The organism is Amycolatopsis decaplanina DSM 44594 (assembly GCF_000342005.1).
In the GTDB taxonomy this organism is placed as follows: domain Bacteria; phylum Actinomycetota; class Actinomycetes; order Mycobacteriales; family Pseudonocardiaceae; genus Amycolatopsis; species Amycolatopsis decaplanina.
The window spans coordinates 71,145-93,482 of sequence record NZ_AOHO01000065.1 but is presented as its reverse complement, the minus strand read 5'-3'; the positions used below and the strand labels follow the sequence as shown (position 1 = coordinate 93,482).

Here is a 22,338-nt window from a genome sequence, read left to right as displayed (position 1 = left end):
CGCTCCTTTCAGCAGCAGTGCTCACCGCGCCAGGCCTCCCGGCCTTCTTTGATCGCGACGGCGGCGATGACGAGCGCGACCAGCGGATCGGCCCAGTACCAGCCGAAGAGACTGTTGAGCAGCAATCCCACGAGCAGCACACCGGAAAGATAAGTGCAGAGCAAGGTCTGCTTCGAGTCGGCGACGGCGCTCGCGGAGCCGAGTTCGCGCCCGGCCCGACGCTGGGTATAGGACAGCAAGGGCATCACAAGCAACGAGACCGCCGCCAGCACGATGCCGACGGGGGAGTGCTCGGCGGGGCCGGCACCGAACAGGGTGCGTACCGATTCGACGGTGACATAGGCGGCCAGTGCGAAGAAGGACACCGAGATGACCTTGAGCGCGACGCGTTCGCGGGCTTCGGGGTCCTTGCCGGAGAACTGCCAGGCGACGGCCGTGGCGGACGCGACTTCGATGACCGAGTCCAAGCCGAAGCCGATCAGGGCGGTCGACGAGGCGATGGTGCCCGCGGAGATGGCGACGACCGCCTCGACGACGTTGTAGGTGATCGTCGCGGCGACCAGCAGCCGGACCCTTCGAGACAGCAGGGCGCGGCGATCCGGGGCCACTGTGGACTTCGTGGTGCAGCAGCCGTCCGGGCAGGAGCCGTTCTCGACACTCACCGGAGCACCTCGTCCACGCAGGGCTCAGCGGTGTCGACGGCCAATACGACTTGGACCAGTTCCCGCAAGGCGCGGGCCAGATGCGCGTCCGCCAGCGAGTAGCGGACCTGCCTGCCTTCGTAGGTGGCGACGACCAGTCCGCAGCCTCGCAGGCAGGCGAGGTGGTTCGACACGTTCGAGCGGCTCAAGCCGAGTTCGGCGGCCAGCAGTCCGGGGTAACTCACCCCGTCGAGCAGGGCGACCAGTATCCGGCACCGGTTCGGGTCGGCGAGTGCACGACCGAGCCGGGCGAGTGCGGCCCCCTGGGTCTCACATGTCAGCACAGATGGGACAGTACAGTCCACACTGATATATCAGCAAGGGCTGAATCATTGACCCGACGGAGTGTCCGGACGCGACCCTCTGTTTCGTCGCTGTCTGTCAAGTCATCGCCGAACACCGGTGCGGAGGCGACCCGAAAGAGGCCGGCGTGACACTCCAACGGCCGCATCGTGGGCACGCCCGGGAGTCCCGGCGCGGCTTCGCATGACACCTCAGAACAATTGCTGGCCCGATTGCGTGGCCATCATAAAGCGTCAAGTAACGTTGACAAAAGCTTTCGTGCGCAATGGAAGAATCGGCATTCGGGTGGCCTTGTCGCATTACCTGAAAGTGCGCTTGTGCGAGAAAAACCCCTTGCTATGTTGATCCTGCGGGGCCGCACTTCGGGGCATGGCCGGCGCGCCGCGAATTGTGGATCTTGTTTGTCACACGACTATCGAAGGGTGGACCTTGCTGTGACCGTGACCGAATCGGACACTTCCGCCGAAGGTGTCCAGGGGCCGGAAAATCCGCAGCTGAGTTTGGGCCGGGCCGCCGCGCGTAATCTGGCGACGACGACCAAATCCGTTCCGCAGATGCAGGGAATTTCGTCCCGGTGGCTGCTGAAGATGCTCGAATGGGTTCAGGTGAACGGTGGCGCCTACCGGGTCAACCGGCGGCTCAATTACGCGGTCGGCGACGGACGGGTGACGTTCTCGAAGGCGGGCGCCGAGGTGAGCGTGATCCCGGCGGAACTGGGAGAACTGAAGCCGCTCAAGGGATACGACGACGAAGAAGTACTCGCCGAACTCGCCCGCCGTTTCGAACAGCAGGAAGTGGCGGCGGGCGACGTGCTCGTCGAATTCGGGCACCGGGCCGATCGGGTCTACCTCATCGCGCACGGCAAGATCGCCAAGACCGGCCCCGGTCCTTACGGTGACGAGACCGCGCTCGGCGTGGTCAAGGACGGCGACTACTTCGGCGCGCAAACCCTCGTCGACGGCGACGGCATCTGGGAATTCACCGCCAAGGCGGCCACCGCCTGCACCGTGCTCACCCTGACCCGGCAGGACTTCGAGCGGGTACTGGAACAGTCCGAATCGCTGCAGGCGCAGATCGAGCAGGCGTCGCAGGACTCCGGGCGCGCCAACGACTTCGGCGAGGCCGAGATCGACATCTCCTCCGGACACGACGGCGAGCCGTTGCTGCCGGGGACGTTCGTCGACTACGAGACCTCGCCGCGTGAATACGAACTGAGCGTCGCTCAGACCGTGCTCCGGGTCCACAGTCGCGTGTCCGACCTCTACAACCAGCCGATGGACCAGACCGAGCAGCAGTTGCGCCTGACCATCGAGGCGCTGCGCGAGCGGCAAGAGCACGAAATGATCAACAACACGGACTTCGGCCTGCTCCACAACACCGACTTCGCCCAGCGCATCGCGACGCGCACCGGTCCGCCCACTCCGGACGACTTCGACGACCTGCTCGCCTTGGTGTGGAAAGAACCAGGCTTCTTCCTCGCGCATCCGCGCACGATCGCCGCGTTCAGTCGCGAGTGCAGCAAACGCGGGATCTACCCGACCGGCGCCGATCTCGGCGGGCACAAGGTGCCGTCCTGGCGCGGGGTCCCGATCCTGCCGTGCAACAAGATTCCGGTGAGCCAGACCAACACCAGCTCCGTGCTGCTGATGCGCACCGGCGAGAAGAACCAGGGCGTGGTCGGCCTGCGTCAGATCGGTCTTCCGGACGAGTACGAGCCCGGGCTGAACGTCAGGTTCATGGGGATCTCGGAGCAGGCGATCATCTCCTACCTCGTCAGCACCTACTACTCCGCCGCCGTACTCGTGCCGGACGCGCTGGCCGTCCTCGAAGCCGCCGAACTCGGCCGCGAAGGATGACCGCCACAAGGCCGGAGGCCGACCGGCGGCTCAGTCTCGGCCCCGCCGCCGCGCGGAACCTGGCGACGACCACCAAGACGCGGCCGCAGATGCAGAGCATCACGCCACGCTGGCTGCTGAAGATGCTGCCCTGGGTCGAGGCGACCGGTGGCACCTTCCGGGTCAACCGGCGGCTGACCTACGCGATCGGCGACGGACGGGTGAGCTTCACCAATGTCGGCACCGAGGTCCGGGTCGTCCCGCAGGAACTCGCGGAGCTGGCCCTGCTGAGGGGTTTCGACGACGAGGACACGCTCTCCGCGCTCGCCGACCGGTTCGTGCAGCACGAGTACCAGCCTGGCGAAACCATCGTCAGCCACGGCTCTCCGCTCGACGAGGTCGTGCTGGTCGCACACGGCAAGGTCGCCAAGGTGGCACCGGGCGAGTACGGCACGGAAGCCACCATCGGCAGCATGGCCGACGGCGACCACTTCGGTGAAGAAATGCTCGCCGGCATCGACCGGAACTGGCCGTTCACCGCCAAGGCCGTCACCCCGGTCATCGTGCTGACCCTGCGCGCCGAAGACTTCGCCGACCTCAACGGCCGGTCCGAGTCGATGCGCCGCCATGTGCAGGACATGCTGGCGCACAAGGGAAAGCCACAGAACGCCAAGGGCGAGGCCGAGATCGGGATGTCGTCAGGGCACGACGGCGAGCCACTGCTGCCGGGCACGTTCGTCGACTACGAGATCTCGCCTCGCGAATACGACCTCGCCGTCGCGCAGACCTCACTGCGGGTGCACACACGGGTGACCGATCTCTACAACGAGCCGATGGATCAGTTGGGCGAGCAACTCCGGCTGACCGTGGCGGCACTGCGGGAGCGGCAGGAGTACGACCTGATCAACAACCGCGAGTTCGGACTGCTGCACAACGCCGACCTCAAGTCACGGTTCCAGACCCGGTCGGGCCCGCCGACGCCCGACGACATGGACGAACTCGTCAGCCGCCGCCGCAAGACGAAGTTCTTCCTCGCCCATCCGCGCGCGATCGCCGCGTTCGGCAGGGAATGCACACGCCGCAGCCTTTACCCGGAAGGCACCACGGTCGACGGGAAGGTGGTCGCCGCGTGGCGCGGGGTGCCGCTCCTGCCCTGCGACAAGATCCCGATCACCGACAACGGCACCTCCTCGATCCTCGCCATGCGGACCGGCGTGGAGGACAACGGCGTGATCGGGCTGCACCAGACCGGCCTGCCCGACGAGTACGAGCCGGGCCTGAACGTGCGCTTCGACGGCATCAACGAACAGGCGATCGCCACCTACCTGGTCAGCACCTACTACTCGGCCGCCGTGCTCGTTCCCGACGCGCTCGGCGTCCTGGAGAACGTCGAGGTCGCGCGTTGACCCCTCGCCCCGCAACGACAACGAACAACAAGGCTCCAGAAAGGACCACGCACGTGACCATCGCCCGTACTCCCGCTCCCGCCAAGGTTCTGCGCACCGAGTACCAGAAGTCGGTGGCGTCGTACTGGAACAAGGAGAAGGACCCGGTCAACCTGCGCCTGGGCGATGTGGACGGGCTCTATCACCACCACTACGGGGTCGGCGAGGTCGACTGGTCGGTGCTGGAAGGCCCCGAGGACACCCGTGACGAGCGGATCATCGCCGAGATGCACCGCCTGGAGACCGCGCAGGCGGACGTCCTGCTCGATCACCTCGGCGACGTCAAACCGGACGATCGGCTTCTAGACGCCGGCTGCGGGCGTGGCGGGTCCAGCATCATGGCCAACGCGCGGTTCGGCTGCCACGTCGACGGGATCTCGATCTCGGAGAAGCAGGTCGAGTTCGCCAATCACCAGGCGGAGATCAGGGGCGTCGCAGACCGGGTGCGGTATCACTTCCGCAACATGCTCGACACCGGCTTCGAGACCGGCTCGCGCAAGGCGATCTGGAACAACGAAAGCACGATGTACGTGGACCTCTACGAGCTCTTCGCCGAGCACGCGCGGCAGCTGGAGTTCGGCGGGCGGTACGTCACCATCACCGGGTGCTACAACGACGTGACCGGTGGGCGGTCGAAGGCCGTCGCGCAGATCGACCAGCACTACACCTGCAACATCCACCCGCGCAGCGAGTACTTCAAGGCCATGACGGCCAACGACCTGGTGCCTATCTCGGTGGTGGATCTGACGCCGGACACGATCCCGTACTGGGAACTGCGGGCGAAGTCGTCGGTGGCGACCGGGATCGAAGGACCGTTCCTCGACGCCTATCGCGAAGGCAGCTTCCACTACCTGCTCATCGCCGCGGACCGCGTCTGATCCCGCGAGACCATCGGAGCAAGCGATGACCGAACCGCTCGCCACGCTACTGGCCGGTCCGAGCGGACTGGGCACGTCCGCCGCCCGGCTGGCGGCCCGGCTGACCGCTGTTTCTCCGGCGGTGGAGGAAGCTCCGCCGCCGGGGAAACCCGCTCTCGACCCGGCGTACGCGTACCGGCCGTGGGGCGACGGGGCGGCGCCGCCGCTGTACTGTCCCGTCACCGAGCGGATCAACGATCCGCTCGCCGAGGAGGTCGACCGGCGGCTCGTCCTGTGGGCGGGGGAGTGCGGGTTCGACGAGGAAGAGTGCGAGCAAATCGGGAAGGCGGGCTTCGGCAGGCTCGTCATGCTCGCCCACCCGGACTGCGAGGACCCCGACAAGCTGCTGATCTCCGCGCGGCTCAACGCCGCGTGGTGGGCGGCCGACGACCTCTACGCCGACGACACCTCGCTCGGCGCCGTGCCGGCGGAGCTGCCGCCGAAGCTCGCGCTGGGGATGGCCGCCATGGATCCGGTGCCGTCGTTGGGTGAATTCAGCCGCGACCTCGACGAAACGCTGCGGAACGACCGGGTTCTGGTGGCGCTGAACTCGGGGACGGACTTCTTGCGGCGAGCCGGGACCGCCGCGCAGGTTCAGCGGGTCTGCTATTCGACCTTCGCGATGTTCGTGAGCTGGACCGCCTACGCGGCATGGCGCCACAGCGGGAAATACCCACCGGCGTGGGAGTACCTCGCGGCCCGGCAGCACGACAGCTTCTACACCTCGATGACGTTGATCGACGTCCTCGGCGGCTACGAACTGACCTCGAACCTCTACTACGACCCGCGGGTCCGCGAGGCGGCGATCCAGGCGGGCACGGCGGCCGTGCTCGTCAACGACGTGCACTCGGTCGCCAAGGACCTGGAGGACGAGTCACCGCCCTGCAACGCGGTACTGCTGATCGCCGACGACCGGAAGTGCTCGATCGAAGAGGCCACGGCGATCACCGTCGAACTGCACAACGACGTCGTCCGGGACTTCCAGTCGGCGCACGAGAAGCTGAGCGCGGTTCCTTCCCTTGAACTGCAACGGTTTCTACGTGGGTTGCGGGGGTGGATGGGCGGCGGTTTCGAATGGCACTCGACGAGTCCGCGATACAAGCTCGTGAGTGGTAAGGACGGTTAGAACCGTCCTTACCACTCACGAGACCCAAGGCTAGACGACACCCGCTTCGATCAATTGCCCCCAGATCACGCCCTGGTCCACGACCTCGACTTCCAGCTTCTCGGCCTTGGTGAGCTTGCTCGCCCCGACGTCGGCACCAGTGATCAGCAGATCCGTGTTCGCCGAGACCGACGACGCGATGGTCGCGCCCGCCCTTTCGCACAGCCGCTGGAAGGTCGGGCGTGGCACCTTCTCGCCGGAGCGGGGGTCGCTGATCGCCCCGGTGACCACGACCGTCTTGCCTTCCAGCGGCGCGCCGGCCGCGACGACCGGCGGGAGGTCTTCTTCGCGTACATCCAGCGAGACTCCGGCTTCCCGGAGCCGCTCGAGTTCGGGACGCAGCCGGGTGAGGTGTTCGATCAGGGACGCGGCGACCTTCGGGCCGATGTCCTCCACGGCGACGAGACCTTCTTCGCCGGCGTCGGCGACGGCTTCGAGCGAACCGAACCCCGCCCTGCACAGTCGCGCGGCGGTGCCCTCGGACGCCATGGGAATCGCCAGGCCGATCAACGCCCGGCGCAGACCGACGGCCCGGCTCGCGTCGATCGACTCGATCATGCGGGTTGCTGAGATGTCGCCGATGCGGTCGAACTCCAGCAGCTGTTCCTTGGTGAGCCGGTAGAAGTCCGAAGGGTGTTCGAGGATCCCGGCCTCGGCGAGCCGCTCGATCCAGACCCCGCCGATCGCGTCGATGTCCGCGGCCGCACGTGACGCCCAGTGGATCAGCCGCCGGACGGTCTGGGCGGGGCAGGCGACGTTGGTGCAGAACAGTTCCCGGCTGTTGCCCTGTTCGGTCAACGGTTCTTCGCACGACGGGCACACCGACGGCGGCACGATCTCCCGCTCCTCACCGGTGCGCTTGGCGGCGTCGAGGACACCCGCCACGAACGGGATCACGTCGCCGGCGCGGCGCACCAGCACGGTGTCGCCGATCTTGATCCCGCGGGCCCGGATGACCTCCTGGTTGGCCAGCGTCGCCCTGGTGACGGTGGTCCCGCCGACGAACACCGGCTCGAGCCACGCGACGGGAGCGATCTTGCCGGTCTTGCCGACATCCCACACGACATCGGCGAGCACGGTGGTCTTCTCTTCGGCGGCGAACTTGAAGGCCAGCGCCCCACGAGGTGAACTGGACCTGGTTCCGGCGGCGGCGTAGGCGTCGCGATCCGCCAGACGCAGCACGGCACCGTCGAGGTCGTAGTCGAGATCGTTGCGCTGTTGCTCGATGGTCGTGATGACGGCCTGCGCCGACTCGGCGTCGTCGCAGTGCCGCATGTCGGCGGCGGCGAACCCGAGCGTCCGGAGCGCGCCTTCGAGATCGGTTTCGGCGCTTTCGGGTTCGGTGGAGAGGTCGAAGGCGAAGAACTGGAGGCGCCGCTCGGCGACGGTGGCCGGATCCTTGGCGCGCAGGGTCCCGGCTGCGGCGTTGCGCGGGTTGATCAGCGGCTTGTCCGGGTGGACCTTGTTGTAGGCGGCGAAAGTGGAGCGCAGCATGACCGCCTCGCCGCGGACCTCGACCCGGCCGGGCGCGTCGACCTTGTCCGGGACGCCGTCGGTCAATGCCCGGACCAGCATGGTCACGTCGTCGCCCGTGGTCCCGTCGCCGCGGGTGACCGCCCTCGCGAATCGTCCGTTCTCGTAGACCAGGGCCAGTGACAGGCCGTCGAGCTTCGGCATGACGACCACCGGCTGGCCGGGGAACCGGGTGAAGAACGCCGCGACCTGCTCCGGTTTGGTCGCCTTCTCCAGCGACAGCATCGGGCGCGAGTGCCGGATGGGCGCGTGCAGGACGGCGGGCGCGCCGACCTGGTCGAGCGGGTTCGGGTCCGGGGTCAGTTCGGGGTTCGCCTCGATGAGCCCGCGCAATTCGTCTTCGATCGCGTCGTAGTCGGCGTCGGCCACCTTCGGCGAGCCCCGGTAATAGGCGTCGCGAAGGACGACGATCTGATCGGCGAGTTCTTGGATGCGGTCCCGAGCGTTCACGGCGCAGAGGTTACCCGGGACCACCGACAGAACACCGTCCGAACAGGACTCGTGTCACGGATTGACGGCGAGCACCAGGAACGAGGCGAGCAGGACCAGGTGCACCCCGCCCTGCAGCCGGGTCGCGCGGCCGGGGACGACGGTGAGCACGCTGACCGCGATCGTCAGTGCCAGCAGCACGATGTGGGTCGCGCCGAGGCCCAGCAGCAACGGCCCGTCCAGCCAGATCGACGCCAGCGCGATGGTCGGGATCGTGAGCCCGATGCTCGCGATCGCCGAACCGTAGGCGAGGTTCAGGCTGGTCTGCATCCGGTCGCGCCGTGCGGCCCGTGTCGCGGCCAGGGTTTCCGGCAGCAGCACCAGCATGGCGATCACGACGCCGACGAACGACTGCGGGAAGCCCGCCGCGCTGACCCCAGCTTCGATCGCGGGTGATTCGACCTTCGCCAGGCCGACGACGGCGACCAGCGCGACCAGCAGCAGTCCGAGACTGGTCAGCGCGGCCTTGCCGGTCGGCGGTTCGGCGTGTTCCTCCTCCTTGACGGAGCCCTCGCTGTCGACAGGCAGGAAGAAGTCGCGGTGGCGGACGGTCTGTGTGAGCACGAAAAGGCCGTAGAGCAGAAGCGAGGCGACCGCCGCGAAGGTGAGCTGTGTGCCGTTGAACGCCGGGCCGGGGGTGCTGGTGGTGAACGTCGGCAGCACGAGGCTGACGGAGGCGAGAGTCGCCACGGTGGCGAGGGCGCCGCCACTGCCTTCCGGGTTGAAGTGCGTCTCGCCGTAGCGACGGGCGCCGACCATGAGCGAAATGCCGGCGATACCGTTCATGGTGATCATCACGGCGGCGAACACAGTGTCGCGCGCCAGCGTCCCGGCCTCGGGGCCGCCGGAGGACATCATCGTCACGATCAGCGCGACTTCGATGACCGTGACCGCGATCGCCAGCACCAGCGAGCCGAAGGGTTCCCCGACGCGATGCGCGACCACCTCGGCGTGGTGCACCGCGGCCAGCACGGTCCCGCCGAGCGCGAGCGCGACTACGATCACCGGCACGGGGCCCAGATCGCGACCCCAGCTGAGCGCCAGCACGACTATGGCGAGGACCGGCATGACGGTGGTCCAGGACACGGGAAATCGTCTGCGCGAAGCGGCCATGCCGTCACCTTCGCACACTCTGCGTGACGTCGCCGCTCCATGAGGGGCGCAGGGTGACGAAGGTCGTGGTGATCGGCCTGCTCAGGAAGAAAGGCGTGATCGCGCCCCTTCGAAAAGCAAGGACGGTGCGGGCGCTAGCGGGCGCCGACTCCACGCAGGAAGGTCTCGACGAGCAGATCGGCGGCGCGCGGGGAGTCCATGTCCTCCCGGGAGGCGAGGTGGAGGAGCTGGATCAGCAGACGGCTCGCCCAGCCGTCCGGGACGTCCGCGCGGAGGAATCCCTCGTCGGTGGCCCGCTGGAGGAACGTGTCCACCTCTGCGGAGATTCGCCCCCGACGGTCCTGGATGGAAGGTTCGGCGCGCATCCGGGTCAGTTCGACCGGCCATGCGCGGTTGACCTCGATGATGCCTTCGACGTAGCGGTGCAATGCCACGGGGACCGCCGTCTCGGTGAGCCGGGCAGCGCGGACGACCTCTTCGACCGCGGTCAGCCGGGAGTCGTAGATGGCGGCCAAGAGTTCTTCGCGAGAGGCGAAGCGCCGATAGACGGTGCGCCTGTCGACTCCGGCTTCGGCGGCGATCGCACTGATGGCGGCCGACGGGTCATGAGCGAGCATCCGCGCGCCCGTGGCCAGGACGGCTTCGAGATTGCGTGCCGCATCAGCTCTCATTTCGGGAATGTATCACGCTGATGTGTCGTTAACTGCCATAAGTACCACACTACTGTGGCAGTTAGAGAGGCGGAACGGTGATCACGAACGACAAGCTCTTCATCGGAGGCGCATGGGCGACGCCAAGCGATCCGACACGACTGGACATCGTGTCCCCGCATGACCAGTCGGTTCTGGGGCGGGTCGTCCAAGCTCTCCCCGCGGACGTCGACCGTGCTGTCTCCGCCGCCAGGGCCGCCTTCGACGAAGGACAGTGGCCAAGGACCCCGCCGGAGGAGCGAATCGCGGTGCTCCGGCGGCTGAACGCGCTGCGAGAGGCTCGCGCGGACGAGATCGCCAGGCTGATCTCGGCCGAGAACGGTTCGGCCCTCTGGTTCACGCGGGCCGGGCAGCCCGGGGTGGGACGCCTCGCCGTCTCGTATCTGAAGGCGGCGGAGGAATTCGGGTGGGAAGAGACGCTCACGCCCTCGGATCCCTCGGCGCCGTTCCGTTCGATCGTGCGCCGGGAGCCGATCGGGGTGGTCGCCGCGATCATTCCGTGGAACTCACCGTTCTCGGCGTCGATGGCCAAGATCATCCCGGCGCTGCTCGCGGGGAACACGGTCGTCCTCAAGGTCTCGCCGGAGAACTCGCTCAGCATGAGCCTGCTCGCGGACATGCTGGCGGAGGCCGGGCTGCCGTCCGGGGTGATCAGCGTGCTGCCCGCGGACCGGAAGACCAGTGAGTACCTGGTGAAACACCCCGGGGTCGACAAGATCGCGTTCACGGGTTCGACCGCGGCCGGCCGCCGGATCGCATCACTGGCGGGGGAGCGGCTGAAGCGGGTCAGCCTGGAATTGGGCGGCAAATCCGCGGCCGTGATCCTGCCCGACGCCGTCATGGAGGACGTGATCGCCGGGCTGAAGTTCGGATCGCTGCTCAACAACGGCGAAGCGTGCATCGCGCAGACGCGGATCCTCGCGCCACGTGGCCGGTACGCCGAGGTCGTCGCCGGACTCGAGGAGATGATGGAATCGCTCGTGGTCGGTGATCCGGCCGACGAGAAGACCTTCATCGGCCCGATGGTGCGGCCCGGTCAGCAGCAGCGTGTGCGCGACTACATCGAGATCGGTGTCGCCGAGGGCGCGCGGCTCGTCACCGGAGGCTCGGAAGTCCCGGCAGGCCTGGAGAAGGGCAACTACGTCACGCCGACATTGTTCGCCGACGCCGACAGCACGATGCGTATCGCCCGGGAGGAGATCTTCGGGCCGGTGCTGGTCGTCATTCCCTATGAGGACGAGGACGACGCGGTCCGCATCGCCAACGACTCGGAGTACGGGCTCTCCGGTGGTGTCTGGTCGGCCGACGAGGACCGCGCGCTCGCCGTCGCACGGCTGATGCGCACCGGGACCGTCACCGTCAACGGGGCGCCGATCGGCTTCGACGGTCCCTTCGGTGGCTACAAAGCCAGTGGAATCGGCCGTGAATACGGTGCCGCGGGCCTCGCCCAGTACGTGGAGCTCAAGACCATCACGCGAGGCGAGTTCCGGGAATCTTGACGGTGATCCGCTGGTCCGCGGCCACGATCCGCTGAAGCCGGAACCGGCAGAGGGTGTGGAACATCTCGCCCAGTTCCTCCGGGTCGATGCGGCCTTCGAGGTCGCGCTTGCTCGCGTTGAGCACCCGGCTGATCACGGCCGCGGGCACGCGACCACCGAATTCGCCCATCAGCCAGACACCGATTTCGCCGATCTCGTCCTCGATCGTGCGCTGCGCGGTCATCAGCCGTACCCCTCTGCGTCGGAGTGTCGCCGGGTTTGCCCCGGCGACACTCCGACGGGCGACGAAAACACCCATGACGGGAAACCTGACAGATTGCGCTACTCGGCCTAGGCGCTGCCTAGCCACCTGACGTGGGTTGCACCGAACCGTGCAGTGGGCCGGAGCGATCTCCGGGAAAACCCCGATGTGATCGACATCCGTGCGTGTCAGCCTCGGAGATGACCATTGTGGACAGTCAGGGAGGAGGGCACACGCGTAGTGGCCCCAGCAAGTGACGAAGAAACCACGCGATGGATAGCGGAGTTGACGACCCTCAGTGAGCTTTACCGGTCCGCCGAGGTCGCGGGGTCGGCAGAGGCTGTGTCGCACGCGGGGTGGCACGCCGGGGCCCGGATCGGGACGAGCACCGCGAACGGGCGGATGCTGGCCTACAACGATTCGGGTGTCGAGGCGGAATGCATCTTCCGGGAGGGAGAGCGCACGCTGTTCAACATCATGAGCGGCGGGTACGGGAACGACACGAGCGAACGCGGGTTCGCGGTGTGGAGCAGGCGGCCGGGCGTGCTCGGAGCGATCGACACCGGGGTGTGCCGCCTGGAGGTAGCCGACGCGGAAGGCGTCGTCGTCCAGGCCGCGATCGTGGCGCACACCTTCGCCGTGGACGTGGACCTGGGTCCCGTGCCCCAGACGATCGACGAAGTGTTCGCGCCGTGGGAGCCGCCGGAGTTGACGGTCCGGGTGTACGGCGAGGGCGACGCGTTGCGGTACGAAGGTCCCTTGCTGACCACGTGACCGACCCGAGTCGCCGAAAGTACGTGATGGCCCCCTTCATTGCGCTAGGCGCAATGAAGGGGGCCATCACGTACTGGTGAGATCAGCCGTTCGGAGTCGTGATCACGGCGAACTTGGATCCCTGGCCGGCGATCCGCTCGCTGAGATCGGTGGTGATCGTCTCGATCGGCGCGTAGTTGTTCAGTTCACCGGCCTGGCAGGGGCCCGACCGGGACTGCTGGTTGCCGATCAGGATGCCCAGAGCCGCGTGGTCGGCCTGGCTGAACAGTGGTCCGCCGCTGTCGCCCGGACGGGCGCAGAGGTCGGTGTTGATGCCGACGTCCGTGGAGAGGACACGGCCGCAGCGGGTCCCGACGAGGTAGCCGGCGCCCGCGCCGCTGTCCACGGAATCGGGGTAGTTCACCGCGCTCGACGCCGTCCCGGAGGCACAGACGACATACCCGGCCTTGATCTCGGCGAGCTTGCGGGCGCCGGTGATGTACTCGTCGACCGAGGTGGCCTGCGCGCCGCACGGAGTGTCAGCGTTGCTGTCCATGCCACCGTTGCGGCAGTACTTCAGCACCCGGTTGCGGCCGGTCTGGCTTTCGAGCCACTTCGTCGACGCCGCGTCGTTGACATACGGCAGGGCCGCGTAGTCGTACGGGTACGAGCTCTTCTCGATGCCGTGCTGCTGCAGCACGTCGTTGCCGTTGTGCTGAGTCGGCGTGTTGTTGGTCTTCGTCCGCATGCAGTGCCCCGCGGTGAGAACCCAGCCCTTGCCGGGGAAACCACCACCGGTGGACCGCAGGTTGAAGCCACTGGTGCAGCCGCCCCAGGTGCCGTCGTCCCGCTTCATGTCCAGCCGGATGCCGCCGCGCATCGGGCCGTAGTTCGTGCAGTAGAGCGGATGACAGAAACCCAGATCCACGTTCGGCGTGGACAGCGCGTTCGGGTTCTTCAGTACGCGCGAGACGACCATGCCGGATTCCGCCGCCGCGGCATTGCGAGCGGTGTTCGTTTCGGCGGCTACGACGTCGCCGGCGGCGCGCACGGCCGCTTTCTCCCGCGCCACCCAATCGCGTTCCCAAAGCACGACGCGGTTTTCGGACTCGCTCACCGACGGCAGGTAGACCGCTTCCGGGCCCGCGCCGACCTTGGCCGCGACGCGTTCCTTCGCCGCCGTGAGCTGCTGCAACGAGTGCTGGACCTGGTGCGTGCGAACATCGGAACGGACGGGCATCGCCCTCAGATACGGCTCGGCCGCCGAGGGCTTGGTCATCGCCACGACCAGCTGACCTTTGTCCTGGTCGAGCCACATGCCGCCGTACTCGGCGCCGCGATCGCGTCGCAGCAGCTCGTCCAGCTTGACGCCGTCGGTCTGCAATTCCAGACGGCGCAGCGCCTCCTGCTCGTCGACCTGGTAGTTCTCGACCAGATATCGCACCGACTCCGCTACCGAAGCGGGGTCGAGCGAGGTGTGGAACGACTGTACGGTGTCAGCCGACGCCGGACTGCCCAGTGCTGTGGTCGCTGCCAGCACCGAAACGGCCAGGGCCCCCAGTCTTCTAGCTCTCCGCACGAGATCTCCTCACATGTCGGGACTTCGCGATCATTTAACCGGAGGACACCGGACGGGTGGGGAGATTTTCCGACAATGCCAGAGCGCCCCGCACCCGCGATGCGGCGGGCACGGGGCGGAACTCGGGCTACAGACTCGGCTCCCGACGCTGTTTTCCTTGGCGGGCTTTGACGATCCAGGCACCGAAGAGAGTCAGGAGACCAATGCTGGTCCCTGCCGACACTCCGACTTCCGGTGTGCTGATCCTGACGACGCCGACGACGATTCCGCCGCCGATCGTCAGCAGGAGGCACATGCGCAGTGTCGGGGCCCAGCCGGCGAGAACCGTCATCGCCAGGCAAAGCCAGCTGTCGCGGGTCTGCACTTTGCGGTGGCGTCCCGGTGTCCTCAGGAGCGGCCGCGCCGCGCGGATCATTTCCGCGGAGGTCGCAATGCGCCGAGCCGGTTTTTCGACGTGCTCGATGACGACTTTGACCCGTCGGGGCGGATCGTTGTCTGGTGTCTTCGCATTATCAGGCTGTAAGGTCACGACTGTCCTGTCCTTGTTCTAGCGAGCGGGCGAATGGACATCCGTGTGGCCTCCTGTGACAGCAGGAGGCCACACGTGCGCTACCGGTTCTTGACCGGTGCGACTGAAGCCATCTTGGCGAAAGCGGACTGTGACCGTTCAGTAGTACTGCGTGTGTCGCGCTGAACGGTATGCACGCGTCGCTCAACGGTCTGGGTGACCCCGGAAACTACTAAAAGTAGTGGGTGCGGCCGAACGGACCAGTGCCGTCGAGAGGGCTCGACAGCCCGACGCCTTGCTTTGTTCGACGTCGTGCCAGGTCGCCGCGAGATGTGTGGCAACAGCGATCTCCGCAGGTGGAGTAACACGTCGCCGCATGCGCACTCGCTGCTTTCGCATCATGAAAAATGCTGATCGCAACCGCCGGGTACGATCGATCTTCCGCCAAATGCGACGAGATTCGAGCATTCGTACTCACGGAGAGTTCACTCGATCAGGCGTTTGGTTGCCCTTTGTCGCCTCACTCGGCTTACCAACAGCGAGTGACTGCGCTGAACGGGTGGACACGCTCCGAACATGATTTGGCGGGTCAGGCGTCGGCCTCGCGCGTGGCGTGGAGGCTGCACGGCAGAGCGAGGGCCTGAGCGCTGGGCGTGGCGCTCGTCCTGGCAGGCGTGACGTGCGAAGTCCTCGATCAGGAGCAAGTAGACGAAGCGAAGGCTGGCGTCGCCGACGACGAAACTGGCGTCGCACTCGTTCTCCGGAAGGCCGCCGAGGACGTGATGGAACAAGATCCGTTCGGCCCGGTTGCGGTCGAGCATGGCCTCGAGAAGCCGGCGTTCGGTGCCGAGGGTGATGTGCGGTATCAAGCAGGTCATCGTCGACTCAGTCGAGCAGGAGCAGTGCGTAATAGGCCAGGAAGTGTTCGACCATGTAGGCGCCGCCGGTGGTCTGTGCGAGTGAGGCATGGGTATGAGCGTGCGCGGTTTCGAGTAGGGCGGGGATCCGGTCGTCATCGTCGGGAAGGGCGAGCGCGAGCCGGTGCCAGCACCAGGCTCGGTGCAGATTGAGGCCGTGCAGATGGGCCATCTGTCCGTCGGAGGTGTCGGCCACGGTCGCCGGGGTGAAGAGGGTCGCGGGTTTCCGTTCCGCGAGGCCGGGTAGAAAACCCTCCAGCCACCCGGCGAATCCGGTCGCGGGCACCAGCCTGGATATGAGTTCGGCTTCGGCGAGGGCGGGGGACAGGAAATCGGCGCCGGACGGTTCCCAGGCGCCGGGGTAGTCGCGGTCGGACCCGAACCAACGCCAGGCGGTCTCGGTGATGAGCCGGTGCAGCCGCGAATCGCCTTGGTCGGCGAGGTGGCCCGCGTACGGCAGGGCGCGGGACAAACCGAACGCACTGTTGTCGTGCACCCCGTACCGGATCGGGTAAGTGGCCCGCGGCAGCCAGTCGAGGTAGCGGGTCACGAAGACCGCGCTCAACTTTTGCAACACCGATGCCCAGCGCGCGGCGTCCGGATCGTCCCAGGTGGCGGTTTCGAAGGTGAGTTCCAGCAGCGCCGACCAGCCGTAGGGGCGTTGGGTGGTGCGGTGTTCCTCGGGAGCGAAGAAGGCGACCTCGCCCGCGAGTGCCTCGGCGGTCAGATGTTCGTCGAGGCACTCGCGGATCTCCGCGGCCGGCACGAGTTCGGCGTGCCGGCGGAGCAGGCGCACGAGCACCCAGAACATCTCCACGCAGGAATGCCAGTCGAAACTGCCGTAGAAGCACGGGTGCGACAGTCGAGGAGAGAGGATGGGCACGCCTTCGAGATGCCAATGACTCTCGTGGTGCGGATACTCGCGCACGACATTCGCCAGCGCTGTCCTGGCCAGAGCGTCTGCGCTCGCCTTCAGCAGCCTGCCTCGTTCGAAATCCCATTCGGTCATCGGCCCGCTCCCGGTCTCTCGTGAGAGTGCTCGGATCGATCTACGATGCAAGGGTGTACGAACGACCGATCACCACAGCGCAGCGTAACTTCCGGCGGGTCGCCGAAGAGCTGGAAAGCATGGGGACCCAGGATCGTTTCACCTACATCTTCCGATCCCGGTTGTGGAGTTCCTCGTCGGTCTCCGGGCCCGGTTCCGAACCGGTCCAGACGCGGGAACTGAGCGACCGGTTACCGGCTCTCCTCGATCGCTTCGGGGTGCGCACCCTCCTCGACCTGCCGTGCGGGGACTATGGCTGGCTCAGTGAGGTGGATCTCGACCTCGACCGGTACATCGGTGCCGACATCGTTCCCGATCTGATCGAGATGAACGCCGAGCGGTTCCGGGACGATCCGGTTCATGAGTTCCGGGTGCTCGATCTGACCGGCGATCCGCTGCCATCGGCCGATCTCGTGCTGTGCCGGGATTGCCTGGTGCATCTGAGTTTCGCCGACATCGAGCGGGCGTTGCGCAACCTCCGGAGGAGCGGTTCCCGGTACCTGCTGACCACGACTTTCACCGAACTGGGCACCAACACCGACATCGTGACCGGCGACTGGCGGCCCTTGAACCTGTGCCGGGAACCGTTCGGGTACCCGGAGCCGCTGGCGGTGCTGGTCGAGGGGTGCACCGAGGAGGACGGCGCCTACGCCGACAAGTCCCTGGGATTGTGGGAGATCTCCGCGATCGTGGACTGAACCGCGGTGGTCCCGTCTCACCGGAGTGGGATGTCGGCTCCGTGTTCCTCCTTCGGTCGCGGGCCGTGGATGCGCCGCTCGGTCTCGGGGATGGCGACGTCGTTGATGCTCGCCTCACGACGGCTCATGAGACCGTGCTCGTCGAACTCCCACAGTTCGTTGCCGTGGCTGCGCCACCACTGTCCGGCCTGGTCGTGCCATTCGTACTGGAACCGGACGGCGATCCGGTTCTCCGTGAACGCCCAGAGGTTCTTCCGCAGCGCGTAGTCCAGTTCACGCTCCCACTTCCCGGTCAGGAACGTGACGATCTCCGCTCGGCCGCGGACGAACGTGTCCCGGTTCCGCCATACCGAGTCCGGCGTGTACGCCGACGCCACCCGGCGGGGATCGCGGGTGTTCCAGGCATCTTCTGCCGCTTGGACCTTCCGCAGCGCCGTCTCACGGGTGAACGGCGGGTAGGGCGGGCGATCTTCCGGCATCGTCGAACCTCCTCGGGTTGAGAACGTTCGTTCTCCATATCTGGCGCCTACGATAGGGAACGATCGTTCTCAACGTCAAGGGAGTCCCGATGCCGGCCGCCGTCACCGACGAGCAGAACCGCTTGGATCGCGAGGTCCTGCTCGATGCCGCCGAGAAACTCTTCTACGAAAACGGCATCCAGGCGGTCGGCATGGACCAGGTGCGCGCGGCGTCCGGCCTCTCGCTGAAGCGGATCTACCGGTTCTTCGAAGCCAAGGAAGATCTCGTGGTGGCGATGCTCAAACGTCGTGATCTTCGCTGGAGAGGGAGCCTGGCCGCTCATGTGGAACAGGTCGCGGATCCTCGTGAGCGGGTGCTGTCGATCTTCGACTGGCTCGCCGGATGGTTCGCCGAACCCGGGTTCCGCGGCTGCGCCTGGATCAACGCCCATGGCGAATTCGGCTCTTCATCCGAGGCGGTGCTGGCCGAAGTGCGGGCGCACAAACGGGCGTTCCACAAGCAGATCGAGACCTGGGTGCGGGCCACCGGGTTGTCGGTGACCGAACCGGTCTATCTGCTCGCCGAAGGGGCCATCGTGACGGCGGGCATCAGCGGCGACGCGGAGCCTGCCCGGCAGGCCCGCGAGGCGGTCTCGGCGCTGCTCCGCTGCCACGTCTCTTCCGACCTTGGGCTCGCAAGTAGGTGACTAAATGCGGGCCGGCAGGCCCCAGGCATCCGCCACGCGTTCCGAGGTCAGCACAGAAGCCGGTGGGCCTTCACCGGCGAGGCGGCCGTCCTGCAGCAGCAGACAGTGATCGGCCCGGCCTGCCACCTCGAGGTCGTGCGTGACGCGCATGACCGTCGTTCCTTCGGCGAGCGCGACGCGCAAGGCTTCGTCGATCAGGCCGCGGGCGTGCAGATCGAGACCGGCCGATGGTTCGTCGAGCAGCAGCAGTCCTGCTCGCTGAGCCAGTCCCTGTGCCACCAGTGCCCGTTGGCGCTGCCCGCCGGAGAGTGTGCCGATCAGCCGGTCCGCGATCGACGTGATCTGCAGCAACTCCAGGCATTCCCCGACGATCTTCCGGTCCATCCTGGACAGTCGTCGCCAGTGGCCGCGGTGCGCCCAGCGCCCCATCGTGACGGTGGCGCGCACGGTGATCGGCAGCGACAGGGACACCTCGCTCTGCTGGGTCACGTAGGCGACGCGCCCCTGGTCCCGGCGGGTCACCGAACCGGTGGTCGGCGGCAGCACACCCGCGACGAGGTTGAGCAGCGACGACTTGCCCGCACCGTTCGCGCCGGCGATCGCGGTGAGCCGCGCCGAAGGTATCCGGGCGGTGATCCCGTGCAGCACTTCGCGGGAGCCGTAGTGGGCGTGCGCGCGGTCGATCGTGAGTGCCGTTGTGTCCGGAGTCATCCCACCTCTTTCAGATAATGACAATCATTACCACTATAGTGTGACGCGTGGAGTGGTTGCTGATCCCCTTCGAGGTGTCGTTCGTCCAGCGTGCGCTGGTGGCGGGAGTGCTCGTTTCGGCGGTGTGCGCCATCGTGGGCACCTGGGTGGTGTTGCGCGGTATGGCCTTCATCGGCGACGCGATGTCGCACGGCATGTTGCCCGGCGTGGCGATCGCCTCCCTGACCGGCGTGAACCTGTTGATCGGCGCGGCGATCAGTGCCGGGGTGATGGCCCTCGGCGTGACGGCCCTCGGGCGTTCGCGGCGGCTGTCCGAGGACACCACGATCGGACTGCTCTTCGTCGGCATGCTCGCGAGCGGCGTGATCATCGTGTCCCACTCGCGGTCGTTCGCGGTGGATCTCACCGGATTCCTGTTCGGTGATGTGCTCGCCGTCGGATCCGGCGACCTGGTGGGCCTCGCGATCACCCTGTTCGTCGTGGGAGTGGCGGCCGTGCTGGGACATCGCTCGTTCACCGCGCTCACCTTCGATGTCCGCAAAGCGCACACACTGGGGCTTCGCCCGCGCCTGGCGAACGCGGTGCTGCTCGGGCTGGTCACGTTGACGATCGTCGCGTCGTTCCGCGTAGTGGGGACGCTGCTGGTGTTCGGCCTGCTCATCGCCCCGGCCGCGGCGGCGCTCTTCTGGTCGCGGCGGATCACCACGATCATGCTCATCGCGGCGTCACTGGGCATCGCCGCCACGGTCGGCGGCCTGCTCGTGTCGTGGCATTGGGGCACCGCGGCGGGCGCGACCATCGCCGCCGGCGCGGTCCTCCTGTTCTTCCTTTCCGCGTTCCTGTCCTTCGCGCGACAGCGATTCCGTTCCCTGACACCGGAGATCGAGTGCTCACGATGAAACTGAAAGCAGTGACGGCGGTCGTCGCGGCGCTGACCTTGGCGGCGTGCGGCGCGGAACAGCCGGGTGAGGTGCCCCCGGAAGTTCCGCACGGCTACGTCGAAGGTGCCGAAGAGGCGGCCGAGGCACAGTCACGGCTGATCGTCGCCGATGCGGACACGGGTGCCGTGCGCGTCGTGGATCTCATCACCGAGGAGGTCCACGAAGTCGGACGAGTCGACGGTGTGCGGGCCGTGACCGGTGACGGCCGCTTCGGCTACCTGACCGCTCGCGACGGCACGATCCGCGTGATCGACAGCGGGTCCTGGATGGTCGACCACGGTGACCATGTCCACTATTACCGGGCGAAGGTCCGAGACGTCGGCGTCGCACCGGGCAAACAGCCTTTGGCGGCCTACAGCGATCCCGCCGTCTCCGCACTGTCCTATTCGGACGGTACCGCGACGTTGCTCGACCGGGCCGCGCTCGACAAGGGATCCGTGACCGCACTGGGGAAGATCACGCGCGAGCCGCACGCCGGTGTCGCGATCCCCTACGGCGGGCACATCATCGCCACGGTGGCGGACATCGGAAAGCCGCTCGCTCGCGGAGTGCGCGTCCATGACCGTCAGGGCAAGGCCGTGGCGGAGATCGACCAGCCGTGCCCGGAACTGCGGGGCCAGGCCGTGACCCGGCGAGGTGTCGTCTTCGGTTGTGCGGACGGCGCTCTGCTGGTGACCGAAAAGGACGGTGCGTTCGCCGGGGTGAAGATCCCGTACCCGCGCAGTGTCACCGCGCAGGAACGCGCCACCGCCTTCTTCCACCGGCCGGGTGGCGCCACGCTCGCGGCGCGGGCGGGGGAGTCCGCCGTGTGGTCGCTGGACGTCGGGCGCCGCAGCTGGCAGTACGTCGAGACCGGACCGATCGCCGCGGTGAACGCCGTCGGAGAGGGCGGCCCGCTGCTGGTCCTCACTCGAGACGGAAAGCTCCGCTCCTTCGACAGCGCCGGAAAGGAACAGGCGGCCATCCCGCTCCTGACGCCCGAAGCGACCGCCGCCGACGTTCCCTCGATCCAGGTCGATTCGACCCGCGCCTATCTCAACAACCCGCTCTCGGCGGAGGTGTACGAAATCGACTACAACGACAACCTCCGTCGCGCCAGGACGCTGAAGGTCGGCGGCAAGGCGGGCCACATCGTGGAGACCGGCCGATGAGGCGCCGGGCACTCGCCCTGTTCGTGGTGGCGCTGCTGGCGGCGGCAGGGTGCTCCGGAAGCGGCGGAGGCGGCAAGTCGGTCGTCGTCACGACGAACATTCTCGGCGACATCACCCGTGCCGTCGTCGGCGATCAGGCCGAAGTGACCGTGTTGATGAAGCCGAACGCCGACCCGCATTCTTTCGGTATCTCCGCACAGCAGGCGGCCCAGGTCGAGCGGGCCGGTCTGATCGTCTACAACGGACTCGGTCTCGAAGAGGGCATGCTGCGCACTGTCCGCACAGCCGAGGAAAACGGCGTACCGGCGCTTGCCGCCGGCGAGCGGGTGAACCCGATCAGTTACGCCGACAACAAGCCGGACCCGCATTTCTGGACGGATCCGGCACGGGTGCGCGACGCGGTGAAAACGATCGCCGACGAGGTCGTCGCCCATGTCGACGGGGTGGACGAAGCGGTGATCCGGGCCAACGCCGAACGCTATCGCGGGGAGATCGAGGCGCTCGACACGATGATGAACGAGAAGTTCGGTGGGATTCCGCCCGAGCGCCGGAAGCTGGTCACGAATCACCACGTGTTCGGCTATCTGGCCCAGCGGTTCGGGTTCGAGGTCGTCGGCGCGGTGATCCCCGGAGGAACCACGCTCGCTTCGCCGAGCTCCTCGGATCTGAAAGCACTCGCCGACACCGTTCGCGCGGCGGGAGTCCCGGTGATCTTCGCCGATTCCTCGCAACCGGACCGGCTCGCGCGGGTACTGGCCGAGCAGGCCGGGCTGCACGTCCAGGTGAAGCCCTTGTTCTCGGAATCGCTCAGTGAACCAGGCCAGGGCGCGGCCACCTATCTCGAAATGATGCGCGCCAACACCGAATCGATCACCACCGGTTTGACCCGTTCCTGATCGGAACAGACGAAAGGCAC

General features: G+C 67.0%; 23 protein-coding genes. 11 read left to right on the top strand and 12 right to left on the bottom strand.

Annotation, left to right across the window (positions count from 1 at the left end):
* Positions 1-8: 8 nt before the first annotated feature.
* Entirely contained in the window at positions 9-662 is a 654-nt protein-coding gene (locus H074_RS24345) for a cation efflux transmembrane domain-containing protein (protein ID WP_007032727.1), read from the bottom strand.
* Complete coding sequence (gene cmtR / locus H074_RS24340; protein WP_007032726.1) at positions 659-985, bottom strand: Cd(II)/Pb(II)-sensing metalloregulatory transcriptional regulator CmtR; 327 nt, start codon at positions 983-985, stop codon at positions 659-661. Before cmtR ends, H074_RS24345 begins: the two co-directional genes overlap by 4 nt.
* A gap of 453 nt (positions 986-1,438) precedes the next feature.
* Here cmtR and H074_RS24335 point away from each other — a divergent pair, with 453 nt between their 5' ends.
* From H074_RS24335 to H074_RS24320, 4 genes are read left to right on the top strand one after another with little or no spacing between them, the layout of a single operon-like run.
* Positions 1,439-2,860, top strand: coding sequence for a family 2B encapsulin nanocompartment shell protein (locus H074_RS24335; RefSeq protein WP_007032725.1), 1,422 nt, complete (start codon positions 1,439-1,441; stop codon positions 2,858-2,860).
* Entirely contained in the window at positions 2,857-4,245 is a 1,389-nt protein-coding gene (locus tag H074_RS24330; protein ID WP_007032724.1) for a family 2B encapsulin nanocompartment shell protein, read from the top strand. The genes H074_RS24335 and H074_RS24330 overlap by 4 nt, the downstream gene beginning before the upstream one ends.
* 53 nt (positions 4,246-4,298) lie before the next feature.
* Positions 4,299-5,162 (top strand): geranyl diphosphate 2-C-methyltransferase, encoded by an 864-nt coding sequence (locus H074_RS24325; protein ID WP_007032723.1) that lies wholly within the window; start codon positions 4,299-4,301, stop codon positions 5,160-5,162.
* A 25-nt stretch (positions 5,163-5,187) separates the two neighbouring features.
* Entirely contained in the window at positions 5,188-6,327 is a 1,140-nt protein-coding gene (locus tag H074_RS24320; RefSeq protein ID WP_007032722.1) for a family 2 encapsulin nanocompartment cargo protein terpene cyclase, read from the top strand.
* A gap of 30 nt (positions 6,328-6,357) precedes the next feature.
* Here the strand turns inward: H074_RS24320 and ligA are convergent, their stop codons facing one another.
* The 3 genes from ligA to H074_RS24305 all read right to left on the bottom strand — a co-directional run bounded on the left by ligA (position 6,358) and on the right by H074_RS24305 (position 10,172).
* Positions 6,358-8,349, bottom strand: a complete 1,992-nt coding sequence (gene ligA, locus H074_RS24315; protein WP_007032721.1) for an NAD-dependent DNA ligase LigA — start codon at positions 8,347-8,349, stop codon at positions 6,358-6,360.
* A 54-nt stretch (positions 8,350-8,403) separates the two neighbouring features.
* Positions 8,404-9,501: a calcium:cation antiporter gene (locus tag H074_RS24310; protein WP_039923273.1), complete on the bottom strand. Its 1,098-nt coding sequence runs from the start codon at positions 9,499-9,501 to the stop codon at positions 8,404-8,406.
* Between the two features lie 134 nt (positions 9,502-9,635).
* A complete protein-coding gene (locus H074_RS24305) occupies positions 9,636-10,172 on the bottom strand; it encodes a TetR/AcrR family transcriptional regulator (protein ID WP_083920490.1) in 537 nt (178 codons plus the stop codon).
* Between the two features lie 77 nt (positions 10,173-10,249).
* Here H074_RS24305 and H074_RS24300 point away from each other — a divergent pair, with 77 nt between their 5' ends.
* Positions 10,250-11,710: an aldehyde dehydrogenase gene (locus tag H074_RS24300; RefSeq protein WP_007032718.1), complete on the top strand. Its 1,461-nt coding sequence runs from the start codon at positions 10,250-10,252 to the stop codon at positions 11,708-11,710.
* Here H074_RS24300 and H074_RS24295 read toward each other — a convergent pair.
* Positions 11,682-11,933 (bottom strand): hypothetical protein, encoded by a 252-nt coding sequence (locus tag H074_RS24295; RefSeq protein WP_007032717.1) that lies wholly within the window; start codon positions 11,931-11,933, stop codon positions 11,682-11,684. The genes H074_RS24300 and H074_RS24295 overlap by 29 nt on opposite strands.
* A 303-nt stretch (positions 11,934-12,236) precedes the next feature.
* Between H074_RS24295 and H074_RS24290 the strand changes: the two genes are divergently transcribed.
* Entirely contained in the window at positions 12,237-12,725 is a 489-nt protein-coding gene (locus H074_RS24290; protein ID WP_007032716.1) for a hypothetical protein, read from the top strand.
* An 82-nt stretch (positions 12,726-12,807) separates the two neighbouring features.
* On the opposite strand, the gene H074_RS24285 is transcribed toward H074_RS24290, so the two are convergent.
* From H074_RS24285 to H074_RS24270, 4 genes are all read right to left on the bottom strand, one after another.
* Positions 12,808-14,283: a trypsin-like serine protease gene (locus H074_RS24285; RefSeq protein ID WP_235096863.1), complete on the bottom strand. Its 1,476-nt coding sequence runs from the start codon at positions 14,281-14,283 to the stop codon at positions 12,808-12,810.
* Positions 14,284-14,410: 127 nt separating this feature from the next.
* Positions 14,411-14,812 carry a hypothetical protein gene (locus tag H074_RS24280; RefSeq protein WP_235096862.1) on the bottom strand — a complete coding sequence of 134 codons (402 nt, stop codon included), beginning with the start codon at positions 14,810-14,812 and terminating at the stop codon, positions 14,411-14,413.
* Between the two features lie 464 nt (positions 14,813-15,276).
* Entirely contained in the window at positions 15,277-15,660 is a 384-nt protein-coding gene (locus H074_RS41295; protein WP_039923270.1) for a hypothetical protein, read from the bottom strand.
* A gap of 16 nt (positions 15,661-15,676) precedes the next feature.
* Complete coding sequence (locus tag H074_RS24270; RefSeq protein WP_007032712.1) at positions 15,677-16,717, bottom strand: DUF2891 domain-containing protein; 1,041 nt, start codon at positions 16,715-16,717, stop codon at positions 15,677-15,679.
* A gap of 53 nt (positions 16,718-16,770) precedes the next feature.
* Between H074_RS24270 and H074_RS24265 the strand changes: the two genes are divergently transcribed.
* Positions 16,771-17,454, top strand: coding sequence for a class I SAM-dependent methyltransferase (locus tag H074_RS24265; RefSeq protein ID WP_007032711.1), 684 nt, complete (start codon positions 16,771-16,773; stop codon positions 17,452-17,454).
* 17 nt (positions 17,455-17,471) lie between these two features.
* Here H074_RS24265 and H074_RS24260 read toward each other — a convergent pair whose 3' ends face one another.
* Positions 17,472-17,933, bottom strand: a complete 462-nt coding sequence (locus H074_RS24260; RefSeq protein WP_007032710.1) for a nuclear transport factor 2 family protein — start codon at positions 17,931-17,933, stop codon at positions 17,472-17,474.
* A gap of 89 nt (positions 17,934-18,022) precedes the next feature.
* Between H074_RS24260 and H074_RS24255 the strand changes: the two genes are divergently transcribed.
* Positions 18,023-18,619 carry a TetR/AcrR family transcriptional regulator gene (locus H074_RS24255; RefSeq protein WP_007032709.1) on the top strand — a complete coding sequence of 199 codons (597 nt, stop codon included), beginning with the start codon at positions 18,023-18,025 and terminating at the stop codon, positions 18,617-18,619.
* Here the strand turns inward: H074_RS24255 and aztA are convergent, their stop codons facing one another.
* A complete protein-coding gene (gene aztA, locus H074_RS24250) occupies positions 18,620-19,330 on the bottom strand; it encodes a zinc ABC transporter ATP-binding protein AztA (protein WP_007032708.1) in 711 nt (236 codons plus the stop codon).
* Between the two features lie 47 nt (positions 19,331-19,377).
* Between aztA and aztB the strand changes: the two genes are divergently transcribed.
* From aztB to aztC, 3 genes are read left to right on the top strand one after another with little or no spacing between them, the layout of a single operon-like run.
* Positions 19,378-20,229, top strand: coding sequence for a zinc ABC transporter permease AztB (gene aztB, locus H074_RS24245; RefSeq protein ID WP_039923267.1), 852 nt, complete (start codon positions 19,378-19,380; stop codon positions 20,227-20,229).
* Complete coding sequence (locus H074_RS24240; protein ID WP_039923301.1) at positions 20,226-21,422, top strand: WD40 repeat domain-containing protein; 1,197 nt, start codon at positions 20,226-20,228, stop codon at positions 21,420-21,422. The genes aztB and H074_RS24240 overlap by 4 nt, the downstream gene beginning before the upstream one ends.
* The gene (gene aztC, locus H074_RS24235; RefSeq protein WP_007032705.1) at positions 21,419-22,318 is read left to right on the top strand and encodes a zinc ABC transporter substrate-binding protein AztC; all 900 of its coding nucleotides are present in this window, start codon (positions 21,419-21,421) and stop codon (positions 22,316-22,318) included. Before H074_RS24240 ends, aztC begins: the two co-directional genes overlap by 4 nt.
* The last annotated feature ends 20 nt before the right edge of the window (positions 22,319-22,338 follow it).